The organism is Streptomyces sp. AHA2, from assembly GCF_036857595.1.
Taxonomy (GTDB): domain Bacteria; phylum Actinomycetota; class Actinomycetes; order Streptomycetales; family Streptomycetaceae; genus Streptomyces.
Genome location: NZ_JAUQWJ010000001.1, coordinates 338,287 through 352,261 on the forward strand (window position 1 = coordinate 338,287; position 13,975 = coordinate 352,261).

The 13,975-nt window shown below is 73.0% G+C and carries 15 protein-coding genes; 5 read left to right on the forward strand and 10 right to left on the reverse strand.

The window, feature by feature from the left end; translation table 11 throughout:
• Positions 1 to 29: 29 nt before the first annotated feature.
• Together Q5694_RS01585 and Q5694_RS01590 are read right to left on the reverse strand one after the other, a co-directional pair.
• Positions 30 to 572, reverse strand: coding sequence for a hypothetical protein (locus Q5694_RS01585; RefSeq protein ID WP_333930119.1), 543 nt, complete (start codon positions 570 to 572; stop codon positions 30 to 32).
• Positions 573 to 742: 170 nt separating this feature from the next.
• Positions 743 to 1,729, reverse strand: a complete 987-nt coding sequence (locus tag Q5694_RS01590) for a fibronectin type III domain-containing protein (RefSeq protein ID WP_333930120.1) — start codon at positions 1,727 to 1,729, stop codon at positions 743 to 745.
• Between the two features lie 411 nt (positions 1,730 to 2,140).
• Between Q5694_RS01590 and Q5694_RS01595 the strand changes: the two genes are divergently transcribed.
• Positions 2,141 to 2,860 carry a glycoside hydrolase family 75 protein gene (locus Q5694_RS01595; RefSeq protein ID WP_333930121.1) on the forward strand — a complete coding sequence of 240 codons (720 nt, stop codon included), beginning with the start codon at positions 2,141 to 2,143 and terminating at the stop codon, positions 2,858 to 2,860.
• A gap of 665 nt (positions 2,861 to 3,525) precedes the next feature.
• Here the strand turns inward: Q5694_RS01595 and Q5694_RS01600 are convergent.
• From Q5694_RS01600 to dhaK, 3 genes are read right to left on the reverse strand one after another with little or no spacing between them, the layout of a single operon-like run.
• Positions 3,526 to 3,936, reverse strand: coding sequence for a PTS fructose transporter subunit IIA (locus Q5694_RS01600; protein WP_333930122.1), 411 nt, complete (start codon positions 3,934 to 3,936; stop codon positions 3,526 to 3,528).
• Entirely contained in the window at positions 3,929 to 4,528 is a 600-nt protein-coding gene (gene dhaL, locus Q5694_RS01605) for a dihydroxyacetone kinase subunit DhaL (protein ID WP_333930123.1), read from the reverse strand. The genes Q5694_RS01600 and dhaL overlap by 8 nt, the downstream gene beginning before the upstream one ends.
• Before the next feature lie 44 nt (positions 4,529 to 4,572).
• Positions 4,573 to 5,565 carry a dihydroxyacetone kinase subunit DhaK gene (dhaK, locus tag Q5694_RS01610; RefSeq protein ID WP_333930124.1) on the reverse strand — a complete coding sequence of 331 codons (993 nt, stop codon included), beginning with the start codon at positions 5,563 to 5,565 and terminating at the stop codon, positions 4,573 to 4,575.
• A 365-nt stretch (positions 5,566 to 5,930) separates the two neighbouring features.
• On the opposite strand from dhaK, the gene Q5694_RS01615 reads away from it, so the two are divergent.
• Complete coding sequence (locus Q5694_RS01615) at positions 5,931 to 6,797, forward strand: hypothetical protein (protein WP_333930125.1); 867 nt, start codon at positions 5,931 to 5,933, stop codon at positions 6,795 to 6,797.
• A gap of 213 nt (positions 6,798 to 7,010) precedes the next feature.
• Here the strand turns inward: Q5694_RS01615 and Q5694_RS01620 are convergent, their stop codons facing one another.
• On the reverse strand, positions 7,011 to 7,436 hold the full coding sequence (locus Q5694_RS01620; RefSeq protein WP_333930126.1) for a MarR family winged helix-turn-helix transcriptional regulator: 426 nt from the start codon (positions 7,434 to 7,436) through the stop codon (positions 7,011 to 7,013).
• 129 nt (positions 7,437 to 7,565) lie between these two features.
• On the opposite strand from Q5694_RS01620, the gene Q5694_RS01625 reads away from it, so the two are divergent.
• Positions 7,566 to 8,456, forward strand: coding sequence for an MBL fold metallo-hydrolase (locus Q5694_RS01625; RefSeq protein ID WP_333930127.1), 891 nt, complete (start codon positions 7,566 to 7,568; stop codon positions 8,454 to 8,456).
• Between the two features lie 242 nt (positions 8,457 to 8,698).
• Entirely contained in the window at positions 8,699 to 9,232 is a 534-nt protein-coding gene (locus Q5694_RS01630; RefSeq protein ID WP_333930128.1) for a hypothetical protein, read from the forward strand.
• A gap of 90 nt (positions 9,233 to 9,322) precedes the next feature.
• Here Q5694_RS01630 and Q5694_RS01635 read toward each other — a convergent pair whose 3' ends face one another.
• The 3 genes from Q5694_RS01635 to Q5694_RS01645 all read right to left on the reverse strand — a co-directional run bounded on the left by Q5694_RS01635 (position 9,323) and on the right by Q5694_RS01645 (position 12,226).
• A complete protein-coding gene (locus Q5694_RS01635; protein WP_333930129.1) occupies positions 9,323 to 9,697 on the reverse strand; it encodes a hypothetical protein in 375 nt (124 codons plus the stop codon).
• The gene (ctaD, locus tag Q5694_RS01640) at positions 9,694 to 11,406 is read right to left on the reverse strand and encodes an aa3-type cytochrome oxidase subunit I (protein WP_333930130.1); all 1,713 of its coding nucleotides are present in this window, start codon (positions 11,404 to 11,406) and stop codon (positions 9,694 to 9,696) included. Before ctaD ends, Q5694_RS01635 begins: the two co-directional genes overlap by 4 nt.
• A gap of 145 nt (positions 11,407 to 11,551) precedes the next feature.
• Positions 11,552 to 12,226, reverse strand: a complete 675-nt coding sequence (locus Q5694_RS01645; protein WP_333930131.1) for a hemerythrin domain-containing protein — start codon at positions 12,224 to 12,226, stop codon at positions 11,552 to 11,554.
• A 265-nt stretch (positions 12,227 to 12,491) separates the two neighbouring features.
• Here Q5694_RS01645 and Q5694_RS01650 point away from each other — a divergent pair, with 265 nt between their 5' ends.
• On the forward strand, positions 12,492 to 13,586 hold the full coding sequence (locus Q5694_RS01650; RefSeq protein WP_333930132.1) for a carboxylate-amine ligase: 1,095 nt from the start codon (positions 12,492 to 12,494) through the stop codon (positions 13,584 to 13,586).
• Positions 13,587 to 13,603: 17 nt separating this feature from the next.
• On the opposite strand, the gene Q5694_RS01655 is transcribed toward Q5694_RS01650, so the two are convergent.
• Complete coding sequence (locus Q5694_RS01655) at positions 13,604 to 13,951, reverse strand: hypothetical protein (protein ID WP_333930133.1); 348 nt, start codon at positions 13,949 to 13,951, stop codon at positions 13,604 to 13,606.
• Between the last annotated feature and the right edge of the window lie 24 nt (positions 13,952 to 13,975).

The window sequence follows — 13,975 nt, forward strand, 5'->3', positions numbered from 1 at the left end:
TCGGAAGGGCGGGCCGCCGTACGCACCGGTCAGAGCCGGTGCGGCTTGTTGCGCCGGCGAAGGTACAGCGCCGTACCGAGCACACCGGTGCCGACCAGCGCGCCGCCCGCCACCAGTGTGACGGTGCCGTAGTCCGTCGCGGAGCCGCCCAGGCCGCCCATGACGCCGCGCGACGGCGAGGCCGAGGGGGACGCCGACCGCGAGGGCGAGGGCGCCGTGGACACCACGACGGACTGCGTGCCTGCCGTGGTGCCGTCGGAGCAGACCACGATCACCGTGTACGTGCCCGGCGATACGGCGGACCAGGCGGCGGACTGGCCGGTGGACGTCCCCGACAGGGTCACCTGACGTCCCTGGGCGAAGCTGCCCTGGCTGCTGGTCAGCAGCGAGGCGGTGCCCCAGCTGCCGTTGATCTGGGTGCAGGTGGTGGTCGTGACCGACACGGTCGTCCCCGTGGTGCGCACGGAGACGCCCGGGTCGGCGAAGGCGGGCGCCGCGGCCGGGAAGAGAGGCAGCGCGGCGGCGGCTGCCACGGTCAGGCCGGAGCGGAGAACTGACGATGAGTTGCTCATGTGGACTGCCCTCCGGCGGCACGGTTGGCGGTACATCCCTTTGCGCCGCCGAGGGTCGGGGAACGCCCGTGCTGCCTCGGGTGCCAGCCAAGACGCCCCGCACCCGGGCCGCACGCCGGGCGCCTCCGTGCAGGTGACGGTGTGCCGCCGACGGGTGACACGGAGCCGGGTCAGCGCCCCGCGCCGGTGACCACCGTCCGCTCCGCCGAGAAGCCGCCCCAGGTACCGTCCGGCAGCATCGCCCGGACGCGTACCCGGTGGCGGACACCGGACTCACGCCCCACGTAGAAGCTGTACTCCGCCCGGTCCCGCGGGGCCCGGCCCCCGTACACCAGGGAGGTGGCGGGCCTGCCGTCGAGCTGGATCTGGTACTCCGTGATCTCACCGTCGACCCGCGGCGGAACCCAGCTGAGATCGAGGTAGTGGGCACCGTCCGCCCGGTGGCTCGACGCCCGGAAGGCGGTGGGCGCCGTACCCCGGCCGTCGTCCCCGCCCGGGGTGGTGATCCGTACGGCGGCACTGGCGGGGGAGACGTTCCCGGCCGCGTCCCTGGCCCGGACGGTGAACACATAGGCCCTGCCGGGCCGCAGCCCCGTGACCACCGCGGCCGTCTGGTTCCCGCCCACACCGTGGATCTTGGTTCCGCTCTGATGGATGTCGTACGAGACCACCTTCCGGTCGTCCTTGGACGCGGACCAGCTCAACTGCACCGCCCGGCTCCCCGCCGGCCGGCCCCGGGGTGCCGCGGGGCGGCTCGGGGCCGAGCGGTCGTCGGCGACGGCCGCAGGCGTCCGCGCCCGCACGGCACGGCTGCTCGGGCCCAGACGTCCCTCGGCGTCCCTCGCCCGCACGGTGAAGACGTACGACGTGGAAGGCCGGAGTCTGGTGACATCCACCATGTGCTTCGAACCGGGCACTTCCTGGACCTTTGTGGTGCCGCGATACACCTCGTAGCGCTCGGCCCGGGCGGTCGTGTTCCACATGACGTGCACGCTGGTCGCGGTGCCCGCCTCCGCGGTGACGCCCGTCGGCGCGCCGGGCGGGGAGCCGCCGTCCTCCCGGCCGGTACCGGCCCAGCCGCACGAGGTGAGCAGGGCCAGGGCCGCGCAGAGGGCGAGCCGTCGCGGGGAAACGGGGAGAACGGAGGGGACTCGCACGTCGCTGCCTCCCGGGGCGGCACTCGGGAATGGTCCGGACCAATAGTGGCGCCGATGACGCGATCACATCAAGAGGGCGGTGCCGGGTGGCGGCCGGGCCTCCCTGCTTCTACGGTCGCCGGACACCGGTGCCGGAGGTCCCGCGAGGACCTTTATGCTGAAGGCCACGCGCTCGAACGCACGCCCCAGGGCCGCGAGTTCGAGCCTGTCGCGCGGACCGCTGTCGTCGCAGATCCCGCGCCGGCGCGGGCGGCCGGGAGGGCCGGGGCGTATCGCGCGCCCGGGCTCCCGGCCCCCGCCGTGGGTCACGGACGCGTGCACCGTCCGGACCCCCAGCGGTGGCCCGGCCGCGAGCCCGGGGACAGATTGGGCTGAGTGCCCGTCAGGTCCCCGAGGAGAGGCTCACCCATCGTGCGTGTCCAGTCCCTCACACTGGCCGCGGCCAGTGTCGCCCTGCTCGCCCCGACGGCAGCGCCCGCCGATCCGCCCCCGCACCGTGCCCGGCCGGTGGTGTGGCGTGAGGGCACCGTCCGCGCCGCAGACCTGCTCGGCGCGGTGCGCGAGTGCGACCAGATCTCCAAGGGCCGGTACCGCAGCGACAACGGCAGACCGGCGGACATCCCGGTCTGCGCGACCCGCGACGCCGTGCACTGGAAGGCCGACATGGACATCGACTGCGACGGCCGCCCCGGCCCGCGCTGCAACCGGCGCACCGACCCCTACTTCGCCGCCAGTACGGCGTACGCGCAGTCGGACGGCCGCCCGCTGAGCGCCGAGCGCCTCCCGTTCATCGTCGTACCGGCGCCGAGCCGCATCTGGGACTACCGCGCCCACGGGATCGGCGGCGGTACGGTCGTGGCCGTCGTGTACCGCGACCGGGTGCAGTACGCGGTCGTCGGCGACACGGGCCCGCAGAACATCATCGGCGAGGCGTCCTACGCGACCGCCGAGGCGCTCGGCATCCGCCCCGACCCGCACGGCGGGGGCGTGGCGTCGGGCGTGACCTACATCGTGTTCAAGAACACGAAGGTGTCTCCCATCGAGGACCACGCGGCGGCCGTGAGAGCGGGGGAGCGAGCGGCACTCCGGCTGGTCGGCGCGGCGCCCGGCGCGGGCACGCCGACCGGCTGACCCGCCGTCACCGCCTGCGGCCGGGCCGGACACCGAGCCTGCGGCCCGTCCTCCGCGCCGTTCCTGCAGCCGTACTGTGCGCCGGTCCTGCGGCCGTCTTCCGCATCGGTCCTGCGGTCGTCTTCCGCAACGGACCTATGGTCGGGGTCCGCGGCGGGCTCGGGGTCGTCTTCCGCGCCGGGCTTGCGGTCGTCCTGTGCGCCGGGCTCGGGGTCGTCTTCCGCCGGGCTTGGGGTCGTCTTCCGCAACGGTCCTGCGGTCGTCTTCCGCAACGGACCTATGGTCGGGGTCCGCGGCGGGCTCGGGGTCGTCTGCCGCGCCGGGCTTGCGGTCGTCTGCGGCATCGGACTGGCGGTTGTCTGCCGCTCCGGGCTTGCGGTCGTCTTCCGCGCCGGTCCTGCGGTGGGGATCCGCGCCGGTCCTGCGGTCGTCTGCCGCATCGGCCCCGCGGTCGTCTTCCGGCAACGGACCTGCGGTCCGGATCCGCGCCGGTCCTGCGCTCGTCCGCCGCGCCGGGCCCGCGGTCGTCTCCCGCAACGGCCCTGCGACCGCCTCCCGCACCAGAGCTGCGGGTCGGACTCCGCGTCGGGCCCGCGGTCGGGCTCCGCCCCGGGCGTGCGGCGGCCCGGCCGCGGCCGTGCTCCCGAGCGGGAGACAGCCCTGTGTTACACCTTCCGGTAGGAGTACGCCTCCGCGGCGGCCGCTTCCACCGCCGCCAGGTCCGCGCCGGTCGCCGCCGTGACGACCGCGGCCACGGCTCCCTCCACGAACGGCGCGTCCACCAGGCGCGTGCCCTCGGGGAGTTCGTCGCCCTCGGCGAGCAGCGCCTTCACGGTGAGCACCGCGCTGCCCAGGTCGGTGAGCACGGCCACCCCCGCGCCCCGGTCGACCGACGCGGCCGCCGCGGCGATCAGTTCGGCGCTCGTGCCGAGCCCACCGCCCTCCGTGCCGCCCGCCGGAGCGACGGGCACCGCCGGGCCGCCGCCCGCGAGCCCCTTGGCCAGCGCGGCGACCGAGGCGGCCACCTCCGCGCTGTGCGACACCAGCACGATCCCCACCAGCCGCTCGTCACTCACCGTCGGCCTCCGCCAGTCCCGCGATCAGCAGCGCGGCGGAGGTGGCCCCAGGGTCCTGGTGCCCGATGCTGCGCTCGCCCACATAACTCGCCCGGCCCTTGCGCGCCTGCAGGGGCGTCGTCGCCACCGCGCCCTCCTCCGCGGCGGTCCGGGCCGCCGCGAACGACTCACCGAGCGCGTCCACCGCCGGGACGAGGGCGTCGATCATGGTCTTGTCGCCCGGGGCGGCACCCCCGAGCGTCATGACGGCGTCCACCCCGGCCCGCAGGGCCTGGACCAGTTGTTCCACGCTGACCTCGGGGGCGTCTCCCAAGGCCTTCCCGGTGCGGCGCAGCAGCGTCCCGTACAGCGGCCCCGAGGCGCCGCCGACCGTGGAGATGAGCCGGCGGCCCGCCAGGACAAGGACCGCGCCGGGCGTGTCCGGGGACTCCTCCTGCAGCGCGGCGCTCACGGCGGCGAAGCCACGCTGGAGGTTGCTGCCGTGGTCGGCGTCCCCAATGGGGGAGTCGAGGGCGGTGAGCCGCTCCGCCTCACGGTCGACGGACGCGGCGGTCGCCGTCATCCAACGGCGGAAGAAATCGGCGTCGAGCACTGGCTCTCCTTGCCTGGTAGGTGTGGTGGTCCGCTGCCCCGCTGTCACATGCCCCAGCGCAGCCCCGGCGTCTTCACCGGCGCGTCCCACAGCCGCAGCAAGTCCTCGTCGGCCTGGCACAGGGTGAGCGAGGCGCCCGCCATGTCCAGGGACGTCACGTAGTTGCCCACCAGGACCCGGGCCACCGGCACCCCGCGCTCGGCCAGCACCCGCTGCACCTCGGCGTTGAAGCCGTACAGCTCCAGCAGCGGCGTCGCGCCCATGCCGTTGACCAGCACCAGTACCGGATTGCGGGGCCGGAGGTCCTCCACCACCGCCTCGACGGCGGCCTCGGCGATCTCGCCGGACGTCATCATCGCCCGCCGCTCCCGGCCGGGCTCGCCGTGGATGCCGATGCCCAACTCCAGCTCGCCCGGCGGCAGGTCGAACGTGGGGCTGCCCTTGGCAGGGGTGCTGCACGCGCTCAGGGCGACACCGAAACTGCGGGAGTTCTCGTTCACCTGCCGGGCGATCGCCTCGACCCGCTCCAGCGGCATCCCCTCGTCCGCGGCGGCTCCCGCGATCTTCTCCACGAACAGGGTCGCGCCCGTGCCGCGCCGGCCGGCGGTGTAGAGACTGTCGGTCACCGCCACGTCATCGTTGACCAGCACCTTCGCGACCTGAATGCCCTCGTCCTCGGCCATCTCGGCGGCCATGTCGAAGTTGAGCACGTCACCGGTGTAGTTCTTCACGACGAAGAGCACGCCGGCCCCGCTGTCCACGGCGGCGGCCGCACGCAGCATCTGGTCCGGCACCGGCGAGGTGAACACCTCGCCCGGACAGGCGGCGGACAGCATGCCGGGGCCGACAAAACCGCCGTGCAGCGGCTCGTGCCCCGAGCCCCCGCCCGACACCAGTGCCACCTTCCCGGCGACAGGGGCGTCCCGCCGCACGATCACCCGGTTCTCCACGTCCACGGTCAGCTCCGGGTGCGCAGCCGCCATACCGCGCAGCGCGTCCGCGACGACGGTCTCCGGGACGTTGATCAGCATCTTCACGGGAACCTCCTGGTGAGACCGGTGAACATGTCTCCGGCCAACATTTTCGCAGTTCAACATAGGGCGGGCCAGTTCTCGACCTTCCTCGTGCCCGGGAGCTCGGGCCGCACGCCGAGGCGGTCGGCACGCAGGCGCACCGGTTTCGTCGACGGGTCATCAGCTCCTTGCCGGACTCGGTGCGGTCGGCCGCGACACTGCCGCGGGCAAGTATCGACCGTACGGCGGCGACGGTCACGTGCGCGGCCGGTCCATCGAGGACTTGAGTACCGCAACTCATGTGCACCGCATGGCCGGCCGGCAGCATCCGCCGTATGACGAACGGCAGAGGAGCGACGACGGCGCTGCACCTTCTCCTGGTCTGAGCGGTGGCGGTGGCCGCGGTGCCGGCCCTCGGCTTCGCGCTGCTCGCGGCGCTCTGGGGCGGTGGGAGCGGGGCCGTGGCCGTGGTGCTCGCGGTGGGTGCGCCGGCGGCCGTGGGCCTGCTGGCCGTGGTGGGGGTCCCCGCGCGGTCCGTGGTCCCGCTGTGCGGTACCGCCCGGGGCCGCCTCGGCTGGGCGGCCGCGGTCTTCCTCCTCGGCACGTCCGGTGTCGCGGCGGGGCTGCTCGCGTACCGGGCCGGCGTGGACCTGGGCGGCGCGGGCAGCCGGGTCGCGTTGACAGGGGTCCCGTACGCCGTGGCCGCCGCGCTGTTCGTACCTGGCCGGTGGGTCCGGCGGGGGGCCGTGACCGCGCTCGCGGCCGGGGTGGCCTACGGGGGTTTCGCCGGCCCGGCGCAGGCCCGGCAGCGGCGGCACGAGGCGGAGATCGCCCGCTACCGGGAGTACGCGCAGGTGCAGTACCTGGGCGCCGCACCGCCCGGGATGACCGTGGCCCGTGTCCGGGTCGGCGCGGCGTTCGGTGTCGAGTACCGCGGTGTCCGGCCCGACGAGTTCTCGCTGGCCTCGCTCACCGTGCGCTCGCCGTCGGCTCCGCGGGCGCGGTGCCCCGAGCCGCCGGACGAGGACCTGGCCTGCACCGTGGACGCCCGGGGCGGCATCCGCACGGTCCGTCGGATTCCCGGCGGCACGGCGGAGATCACCCTGATCCGCAGGTACCGCGGCATGGAGGCCGAGGTCTCCAGCCAGACCCTCGACGAGCCCGGCCTGCGCCGTCTCCTGGACACACTGCGCCCGCTGCCGGACGCGGAACTGGAGCGGCTGATGCGGGAGGACCGCATCGACAGCGGCTTCTGACCACCACCGGCCCGGGGGCGGCCCCAACCCGAGCACCACGCCACCCCCGAACCGCTGCCCCGGCTCCTCGCTGACGTCCGCGTCCGGACACAGGACCTCCGCCTGGACGAGCCGGGCCTCCTCGGGCACCACCAGCCGGCTGACTGAGTCCGCACGGCCCTCGCCGAGCACCGCCCAGTTCGTCATGGCCGGCACGGGCCCCGGGGCGGCCGGTCAGCGGTGCTGTACGGCCTGCTGCAGCAGGCGCTGCAGGGTTCGCTGCTCCTCCTGCGTCAGGCCGGCCAGAGGGGAGTCCGCCGTCAGCAGTTCCAGCAGCCGCTCCCGCAGTGCCGTGCCCTGGGGTGTCAGGACGAGCTGCTTGGCGCGTCGGTCGGCGGGATGCGGCCGGCGCTCGATCAGGGCCTGCTTCTCGAGCTTGTCGACGATGAAGGTGGCGTTGGAGGGTTCGCAGCTCAGGCGGTCGGCCAGCTCTCGCATGGTCATCGGCCCGGTCAGCTCGCGCAGAGCGGTCGCCTGAGGCGCCGTCAGGCCGAGCTTTCCCGCGCGCTGCCGGACGTGTTCCGCGATCCGGTGAGCCATGCCGTTCACCAGGCCGCACAACTCGCGCTCGGCCGTGGCCCGGGCGTCCGCATCCCTCATGCGCACCAGTCTAGCGAATACATGCAGTCTTGATAATGCAAGCTTGAATGGTTCTAGCTTGATGCTTATGGTGGACTGCGGCCGCCGGACGGCGGCCCTACGATTCGGCTCTTTCCCGAGAGGTGCACAGTGAACGACGCGAAGCCGATCACCGGTGAGCGACTGCGCCGGCCCGCGATCATCAGATCGGTGACGCTCGGGGCGACGAAGGTGAGTTACGTCCCCGACGGCGCCGTCCAGCTCGTACCGCGCCGCTGGCTACCGGACACCGACGACGAGGTGTGGTCCGCCCACCCCGAGTACCTGGACGACACCGGGCACCTCGTGGCAGGGATCGGCGGCCTGTTGGTGGAGCGTGACGGCCGTGCGTTGCTCATCGACGCCGGATTCGGGCCCCAGGCGGTGCCCGCCGTACCCGGCAACCCTCACGGCGCCATCCACGGCGGCGCGCTGCTGGACAGCCTCGCCGCGCTCGGCAGGGCCCCCGAGGACATCGAGGCCGTTGCCTTCACGCATCTGCACATCGATCACATCGGATGGGCCCGGCAGCCCGTACCGGGTGGGACCGAGTCCGCCTTCAGCAGGGCCGGCCATCTCGTGAGCGAGTCCGAATGGGCCCGGCGCCACCTGCTCCACGCCCACGGAACGGACGAGAGGATGCTCGCGGCCCTCGCGCCCCGGGTCCGGACCGTGGCCGACGGCCAGGAGATCTTCCCGGGGGTCCGGGCCCGGCTGATGCCCGGCCACACCCCGGGTCACCTCGCCTACGTCATCGAGTCGGGCGGACGGCGGCTCATCGCGTTCGGTGACGCCCTGCACTCCCCGATCCAGGTGACCCACCCGGAGTGGTCGGCGGCTTCGGACCACGACCCCGCGCAGTCCGCCGGCTTCCGGCACCGGCTGGTGACCGAGCTGCGCGCGCCCGGCACGATCGGGTTCGGTATCCACTTCGCCGACGTGGTGTTCGGCACCGTTCAGCAGGACGGCGGCCGCACGGTCTGGCACCCACTCGACGACTGACGCTCCCGGGCCGGGCGGGCGCACGCGTCGCGCGGCCCTCCCGCCCCATGACGGGGCCGGCCGACGGACTCACCTTACGGTGGGCCCCGTCGACCCCCGCGCGACCCGCATCCGTCGGCAAGGGCCCTGACCGGACCATCGGGAGAGCCCTCACCGGCGGCCCCGGTCCGCAGCGCGGACATGAACCGGCACCGACCGTGCCAGCCGGGATGAAGCACGCGGCACCGGGTACCCGCCGCCGCATGATCAGGCGCGCACTGTGGCAAGGGCTGGTCGCCGGTACCGCCGGCGGCGTCGTGATGACCCTCGGCGAGAAGGTGGAGCAGGCGGTGACCGGCCGTCCCGACTCCCACGTACCCGCCCGGGTCCTGCAGAGACTCACCGGCATGCGGGAACGTCCCGGCACCCAGCCGCTGCCCGTCAACTGGGCCATGCACTTCGGCCAGGCCGCGGTGCTCGGCGTGCTGCGTTCGGTCATGGCCCAGGCCGGGCTGCGCGGCCCGGTCGCCTCGGCCAAGTTCACGGTCGTCCGCCTCACCAACGACCAGATCCTCGAGAACGCCACCGGCGTCGGCGCCCCGCCCCAGACCTGGCCCCGTAAGGAACTCGTCGTGGACGTCCTGCACAAGGCCGTCTACGCCTTCGTCACCGGTGCCGTCGCCGACGCCCTCGCCGCTCGCAACGGACCCGGCCCGGGACAGCGTCACGCGGCCCTGCGCCGGGGCCGCCGGGCCGATGTCGGGCCCCTGCCCCGCAAGGACGCCTACACCCGGTGAAAAGCCGGATCCGGACGCACCTACGGGAGCGGGCCGCCTCGACGCATGTCGAGGCGGCCCGCTCCCGGTCGGTCCCGGCGGTTGCGGCCGTCAGCCGGTGAGGTCGCAGACCACGGCGCTCACCGACGCGGCACAGGCCAGGACGGCACAGGCCCCGGCCGCGTGCCGCCGGAGCAGAGCGCGCCGGAGTTCGGCGTAACGGGCCTCGTACTCCTCGCGCAGTTCCGCCGCCCGCTGGACCGTGCCGCGCAGGAGGCGGCGGCTGACGTCGAGCCGCTGCCGCACGAAGTGGTCGGTGAGTTCCTCGGCCTCGGCCGTCGTCAGCCACGGCAACTGCGCGCACAGTTCGTCCGCCTCGCGCCGCGCCTGGTCACGATGGCTCTGGGCGAGGAGGTACCCCTCGGCCTCCTCGGCCAGGCCGCTCCCCGTCGCGCCGGCCGGCGCCCCGTGCCCGGCGCGTCTCACGGCCGGTCGCCCTTGTGGCCCTCGGCCTCCACGACATCACGCCGTCCGGTGTTCTCCGCCTGGTCCAGCATGGCCACGTCAGGGTGGTGCAGGTCGAAGGCGGGGGACTCGGAGCGGATCTTCGGCAGGGTGACGAAGTTGTGGCGGGGCGGCGGGCAGGAGGTCGCCCACTCCAGGGAACGGCCGTAGCCCCAGGGGTCGTCGACCTCGACCTTCTCGCCCTTCTGGGCCGTCCTCCACACGTTGTAGAGGAAGGGGAAGGTCGACATGCCGAGCAGGAAGGCGCCGATCGAGGAGACGGTGTTCAGGGCGGTGAAGCCGTCGGCGGCGAGGTAGTCGGCGTACCGGCGGGGCATGCCCTCGGCGCCGAGCCAGTGCTGCACCAGGAACGTCATGTGGAAGCCGATGAACAGCGTCCAGAAGTGCACCTTCTCCAGGCGCTCGTTGAGCATCGTGCCGGTCATCTTCGGCCACCAGAAGCTGAAGCCGCCGAACATGGCGAACACGATCGTGCCGAACAGCACGTAGTGGAAGTGGGCGATCACGAAGTACGAGTCGGTGACGTGCCAGTCCAGCGGCGGCGAGCCGAGGATGACGCCGGTCAGTCCGCCGAAGAGGAAGGTCACCAGGAAGCCCGCCGCCCAGAGCATGGGCGGCTCGAAGGACAAGGACCCCTTCCACATGGTGCCGATCCAGTTGAAGAACTTCACACCCGTCGGTACCGCGATCAAGTACGTCATGAAGGCGAAGAACGGCAGCAGCACCGCGCCGGTGGCGAACATGTGGTGCGCCCACACCGTCACCGAGAGGCCCGCGATGGCGATGGTGGCGCCGACCAGCCCCGTGTAGCCGAAGATCGGCTTGCGGGCGAAGACGGGGATGATCTCCGTGATCACGCCGAAGAACGGCAGGGCGAGGATGTACACCTCGGGATGGCCGAAGAACCAGAACAGGTGCTGCCAGAGGATCGCTCCGCCGTTCTCCGGGTTGAAGATCTGCGCCCCGAAACGGCGGTCGGCCTCCAAGGCGAACAGCGCGGCGGCCAGCACCGGGAACGCCAGCAGCACCAGCACCGAGGTGAGCAGCACGTTCCAGGTGAAGATCGGCATGCGGAACATGGTCATGCCGGGGGCGCGCATGCAGATGATGGTGGTGATGAAGTTGACCGCACCGAGGATCGTGCCGAAGCCCGACAGCGCCAGCCCCATGACCCACAGGTCACCGCCGAGGTAGGCGGTGCGCTCGCCGCCGCTGAGCGGGGTGTAGGCCGTCCAGCCGAAGTCGGCCGCGCCCTGCGGGGTCAGGAAACTGCTCATCACGATCAGCCCGCCGAAGGCGAACAGCCAGTACGAGAGCATGTTCAGCCGTGGGAAGGCGACGTCCGGGGAACCGATCTGCAACGGCATGATCGCGTTGGCGAACCCGGCGAACGTCGGCGTCGCGAACAGCAGCAGCATGATCGTGCCGTGCATCGTGAACGACTGGTTGTACTGCTCGTTGGACAGGATCTGCAGACCCGGCCGCGCCAGTTCGGCCCGGATCGCCATCGCCAGTGCTCCTCCGACCAGGAAGAACAGGAACGAGGTGATCAGGTACAGATGTCCGATCTTCTTGTGGTCGGTGGTCGTCAGCCAGGAGACGATCACTTTCCCTCTGCCGCGGCGCTCCACCGCGGGTACTGGCGCAACCGGTTCAGTGTGTGTCGCCATCAGTCCTCTATCGGCAGCAACAATGCATGACGGGTGACGGGTCATCCGACCCGAGGAACCTAGTCGTTCTCCTTCATCGCCATTGCCCGACATAGTTCTTTCTTGGGCTGAATGGCGGAATGTTCCATTCGATGGGGCGGTGGGGTCAACGCCGTTTGCGCAGGGCCGCGAAGACCACCGCGGAGACCACGAGCCCGGCCAGTCCCGCCAGCACCTTCCTGAGCACGGCCGCGGGCAGGTTCAGTCCCAGCGCGTCGCGGGTCCGGTCGTACAGGCTGAGCGGCACGCCCAGGACCGTGTTGCCCGGCGGGCGCCGCGGGATGACCGGGTGGGGGTGCGTGGGCGCGGTCCGGCGCATCGTCTCCCAGGCGGTGCCGAGCCTGCGCAGCCGGTCGGTGTCCACGGCCTCCTGCAGCCGGGGCAGCAGGAGGCCCTCCTCGTCCTGGATGTCCTGCCGGATCAGCGCGAAGGCGCGCTCCACCTTCTCCTCGCGCTCCGGGGTGCCGGGCTCCAGGCGTTCGATGTCGGCCACCAGATCGTTGATCTCCTGGTGCTCCTCCTCGACGCGGGAGGTCAGCTCCTCGCCGTCCGGCACGGAGCGCCGCACGGCGGGCCACAGGACGGTCTCCTCGGCGAAGGCATGGCTGAAGACGAGCTGGACCAGGTCCTTGAGGACCTTCTCGCGGTCCTCACCGGCCGGCAGGGACCGGTACCGGTCCATCAGGCGGTCCATCTCCGCGTGGTCGCGGCGCTGCCGCGCCAGCACGCTGGACTCACCGCCCAGTTCCTCGACCGACTGATCCTCGATGGTCCTGGGCACGGGCCGCTCCCTTCGACGGGCCGGCGCTACACCGGCGTCACCCCCGGCGGTCGCCGGATGCCGCGCGCGAGTACCCCGATCCCCCGGCCTACACCTCGCGGAGGGGCCTTTCCCGGGGGCAAGCTGGTGCCAGCTTCCCGGACGTGGTTTGCCGCGAGCGGGCCGCGGCACTCGGTGACCCGCGAGAGCGGGCCTCGCCGCGCACCGAGCGCAGGCCGGGCGTACGGTGCCCGGCCCGCCGGGCGGGTGGAACAGAGGGTGGTCGATGACGACGATCGGCGTGGAAGAGGAGTACCTGCTGCTCGACCCGGTCACGGGTCTGCCGGTGCCCCAGGCGGACAAGGTGCGCGCCGCGGCCGGCGTGGGCCGTCTGGTGGCCGACCAGGAGGTGCAGTACGAGCTGCTCCAGGCACAGGTCGAGGTGGCCACACCGGTCTGCACCACCCTGGAGGAGGTCGGAGGCCATCTGCTGCGGCTGCGCCACGCCGTGGGCGGAGCGGCCGAGGAGCACGGTTGCCGGATCGGGGTGTGCGGCACACCCCCCGTGCGGCACGGCCGCCCCATCGCCGTCACCGACCAGGCCCGCTACCGCGCGATGGTCCTGCAGGCGCCGCAGCTGGTCGCCGAGCAGCTGGTCAACGGCACGCACGTGCACGTGGGCGTGCCGGACCGGGAGGCGGGCGTGCAGGTCCTCAACCGGATCCGCCTCTGGCTGCCGACGCTGACGGCGATGGCGGCGAACTCCCCGCTGTGGGACGGCCACGACACCGGCTTCGCCAGCTGGCGCACGGTGATCTTCAGCCGGTGGCCGGTCAGCGGGATGCCCCCGTCGTTTCGCGACGTCGAGGACTACGACCGGCGTGTGGAGCGGCTGCTGGAGGCCGGCCTGATCTCCGACATCGGCCAGCTGTACTGGCAGGCCCGCCTCTCCTCGCGTTACCCGACCATCGAGATCCGCTGCCCGGACGTCCAGCTGCGCGCCGACGAGGCCGTGATGCTCGCGGCGATCATCCGGGCCCTGGTGGAGACGGCCCTGGCGGAGGCGAACGCGGGCGTCCCCGCCCCCGACTGTGCCCAGGAGCTGCTCCAGGGCGCCATGTGGCACGCCGCCCGGCACGGACTGGGCGACACCCTGGTCGATCCCGGCGGCACCCTGCAGCGCGCGGGCGACGTGCTGTACCAGCTCCTGCGGCACGTGAGCCGCGCCCTCGACGCCTCGGGCGACGCCCGCCAGGTCACCTCCCTGGTCCACCGGCTCCTGCAGGACGGCACCGGGGCCGACCGGCAGCGCGCGGCCCTCGCGCAGGGCGGTCTGCGGGCCGTCACCGACCTCGTCAGCGCCCAGAGCACGATGCCGTGACGCCGGCGATCCCCTCCTCAGGCGGCCGCGGCGTACGCGGCGGCGACGGCGGTGTCCGTACGGGCGTGGACGACCAGGCGCGTGCCGGCCGGGTCGGCCTCCGCCTCCAGCGCCCGGCGGGTGGGGGCGCTGTGCGTGGCCACCGACATCAGCACGCCCAGGCGGCTGCACAGGCGGTGCACCCGCAGGAGCACGCCGACCGCGGCCCGCGTGGCCGGCTCCCCGAGGACGACGACCAGGGGAGCCGGGCGGTACGCCTCCACGAGGCCGGTGATCCGGGTGAGCAGTTCGGCCCGCCCGCCGACACCGGGGTCGCGGTGGACGGTGACGACGAGGACTCCGCGATCGAGGGAGTGGGACAGCAACACGGCCTCCGTTTCCACGTGCGG

What these genes read in the sequence shown, in the direction of transcription:
- ctaD (WP_333930130.1), bottom strand. Translation starts at nt 11,406, where the DNA reads ATGGCGACACACACTGAACCGGTTGCGCCAGTACCCGCGGTGGAGCGC.
- Q5694_RS01620 (WP_333930126.1), bottom strand. Translation starts at nt 7,436, where the DNA reads ATGAGGGATGCGGACGCCCGGGCCACGGCCGAGCGCGAGTTGTGCGGC.
- Q5694_RS01585 (WP_333930119.1), bottom strand. Translation starts at nt 572, where the DNA reads ATGAGCAACTCATCGTCAGTTCTCCGCTCCGGCCTGACCGTGGCAGCC.
- Q5694_RS01630 (WP_333930128.1), top strand. Translation starts at nt 8,699, where the DNA reads ATGATCAGGCGCGCACTGTGGCAAGGGCTGGTCGCCGGTACCGCCGGC.
- Q5694_RS01650 (WP_333930132.1), top strand. Translation starts at nt 12,492, where the DNA reads ATGACGACGATCGGCGTGGAAGAGGAGTACCTGCTGCTCGACCCGGTC.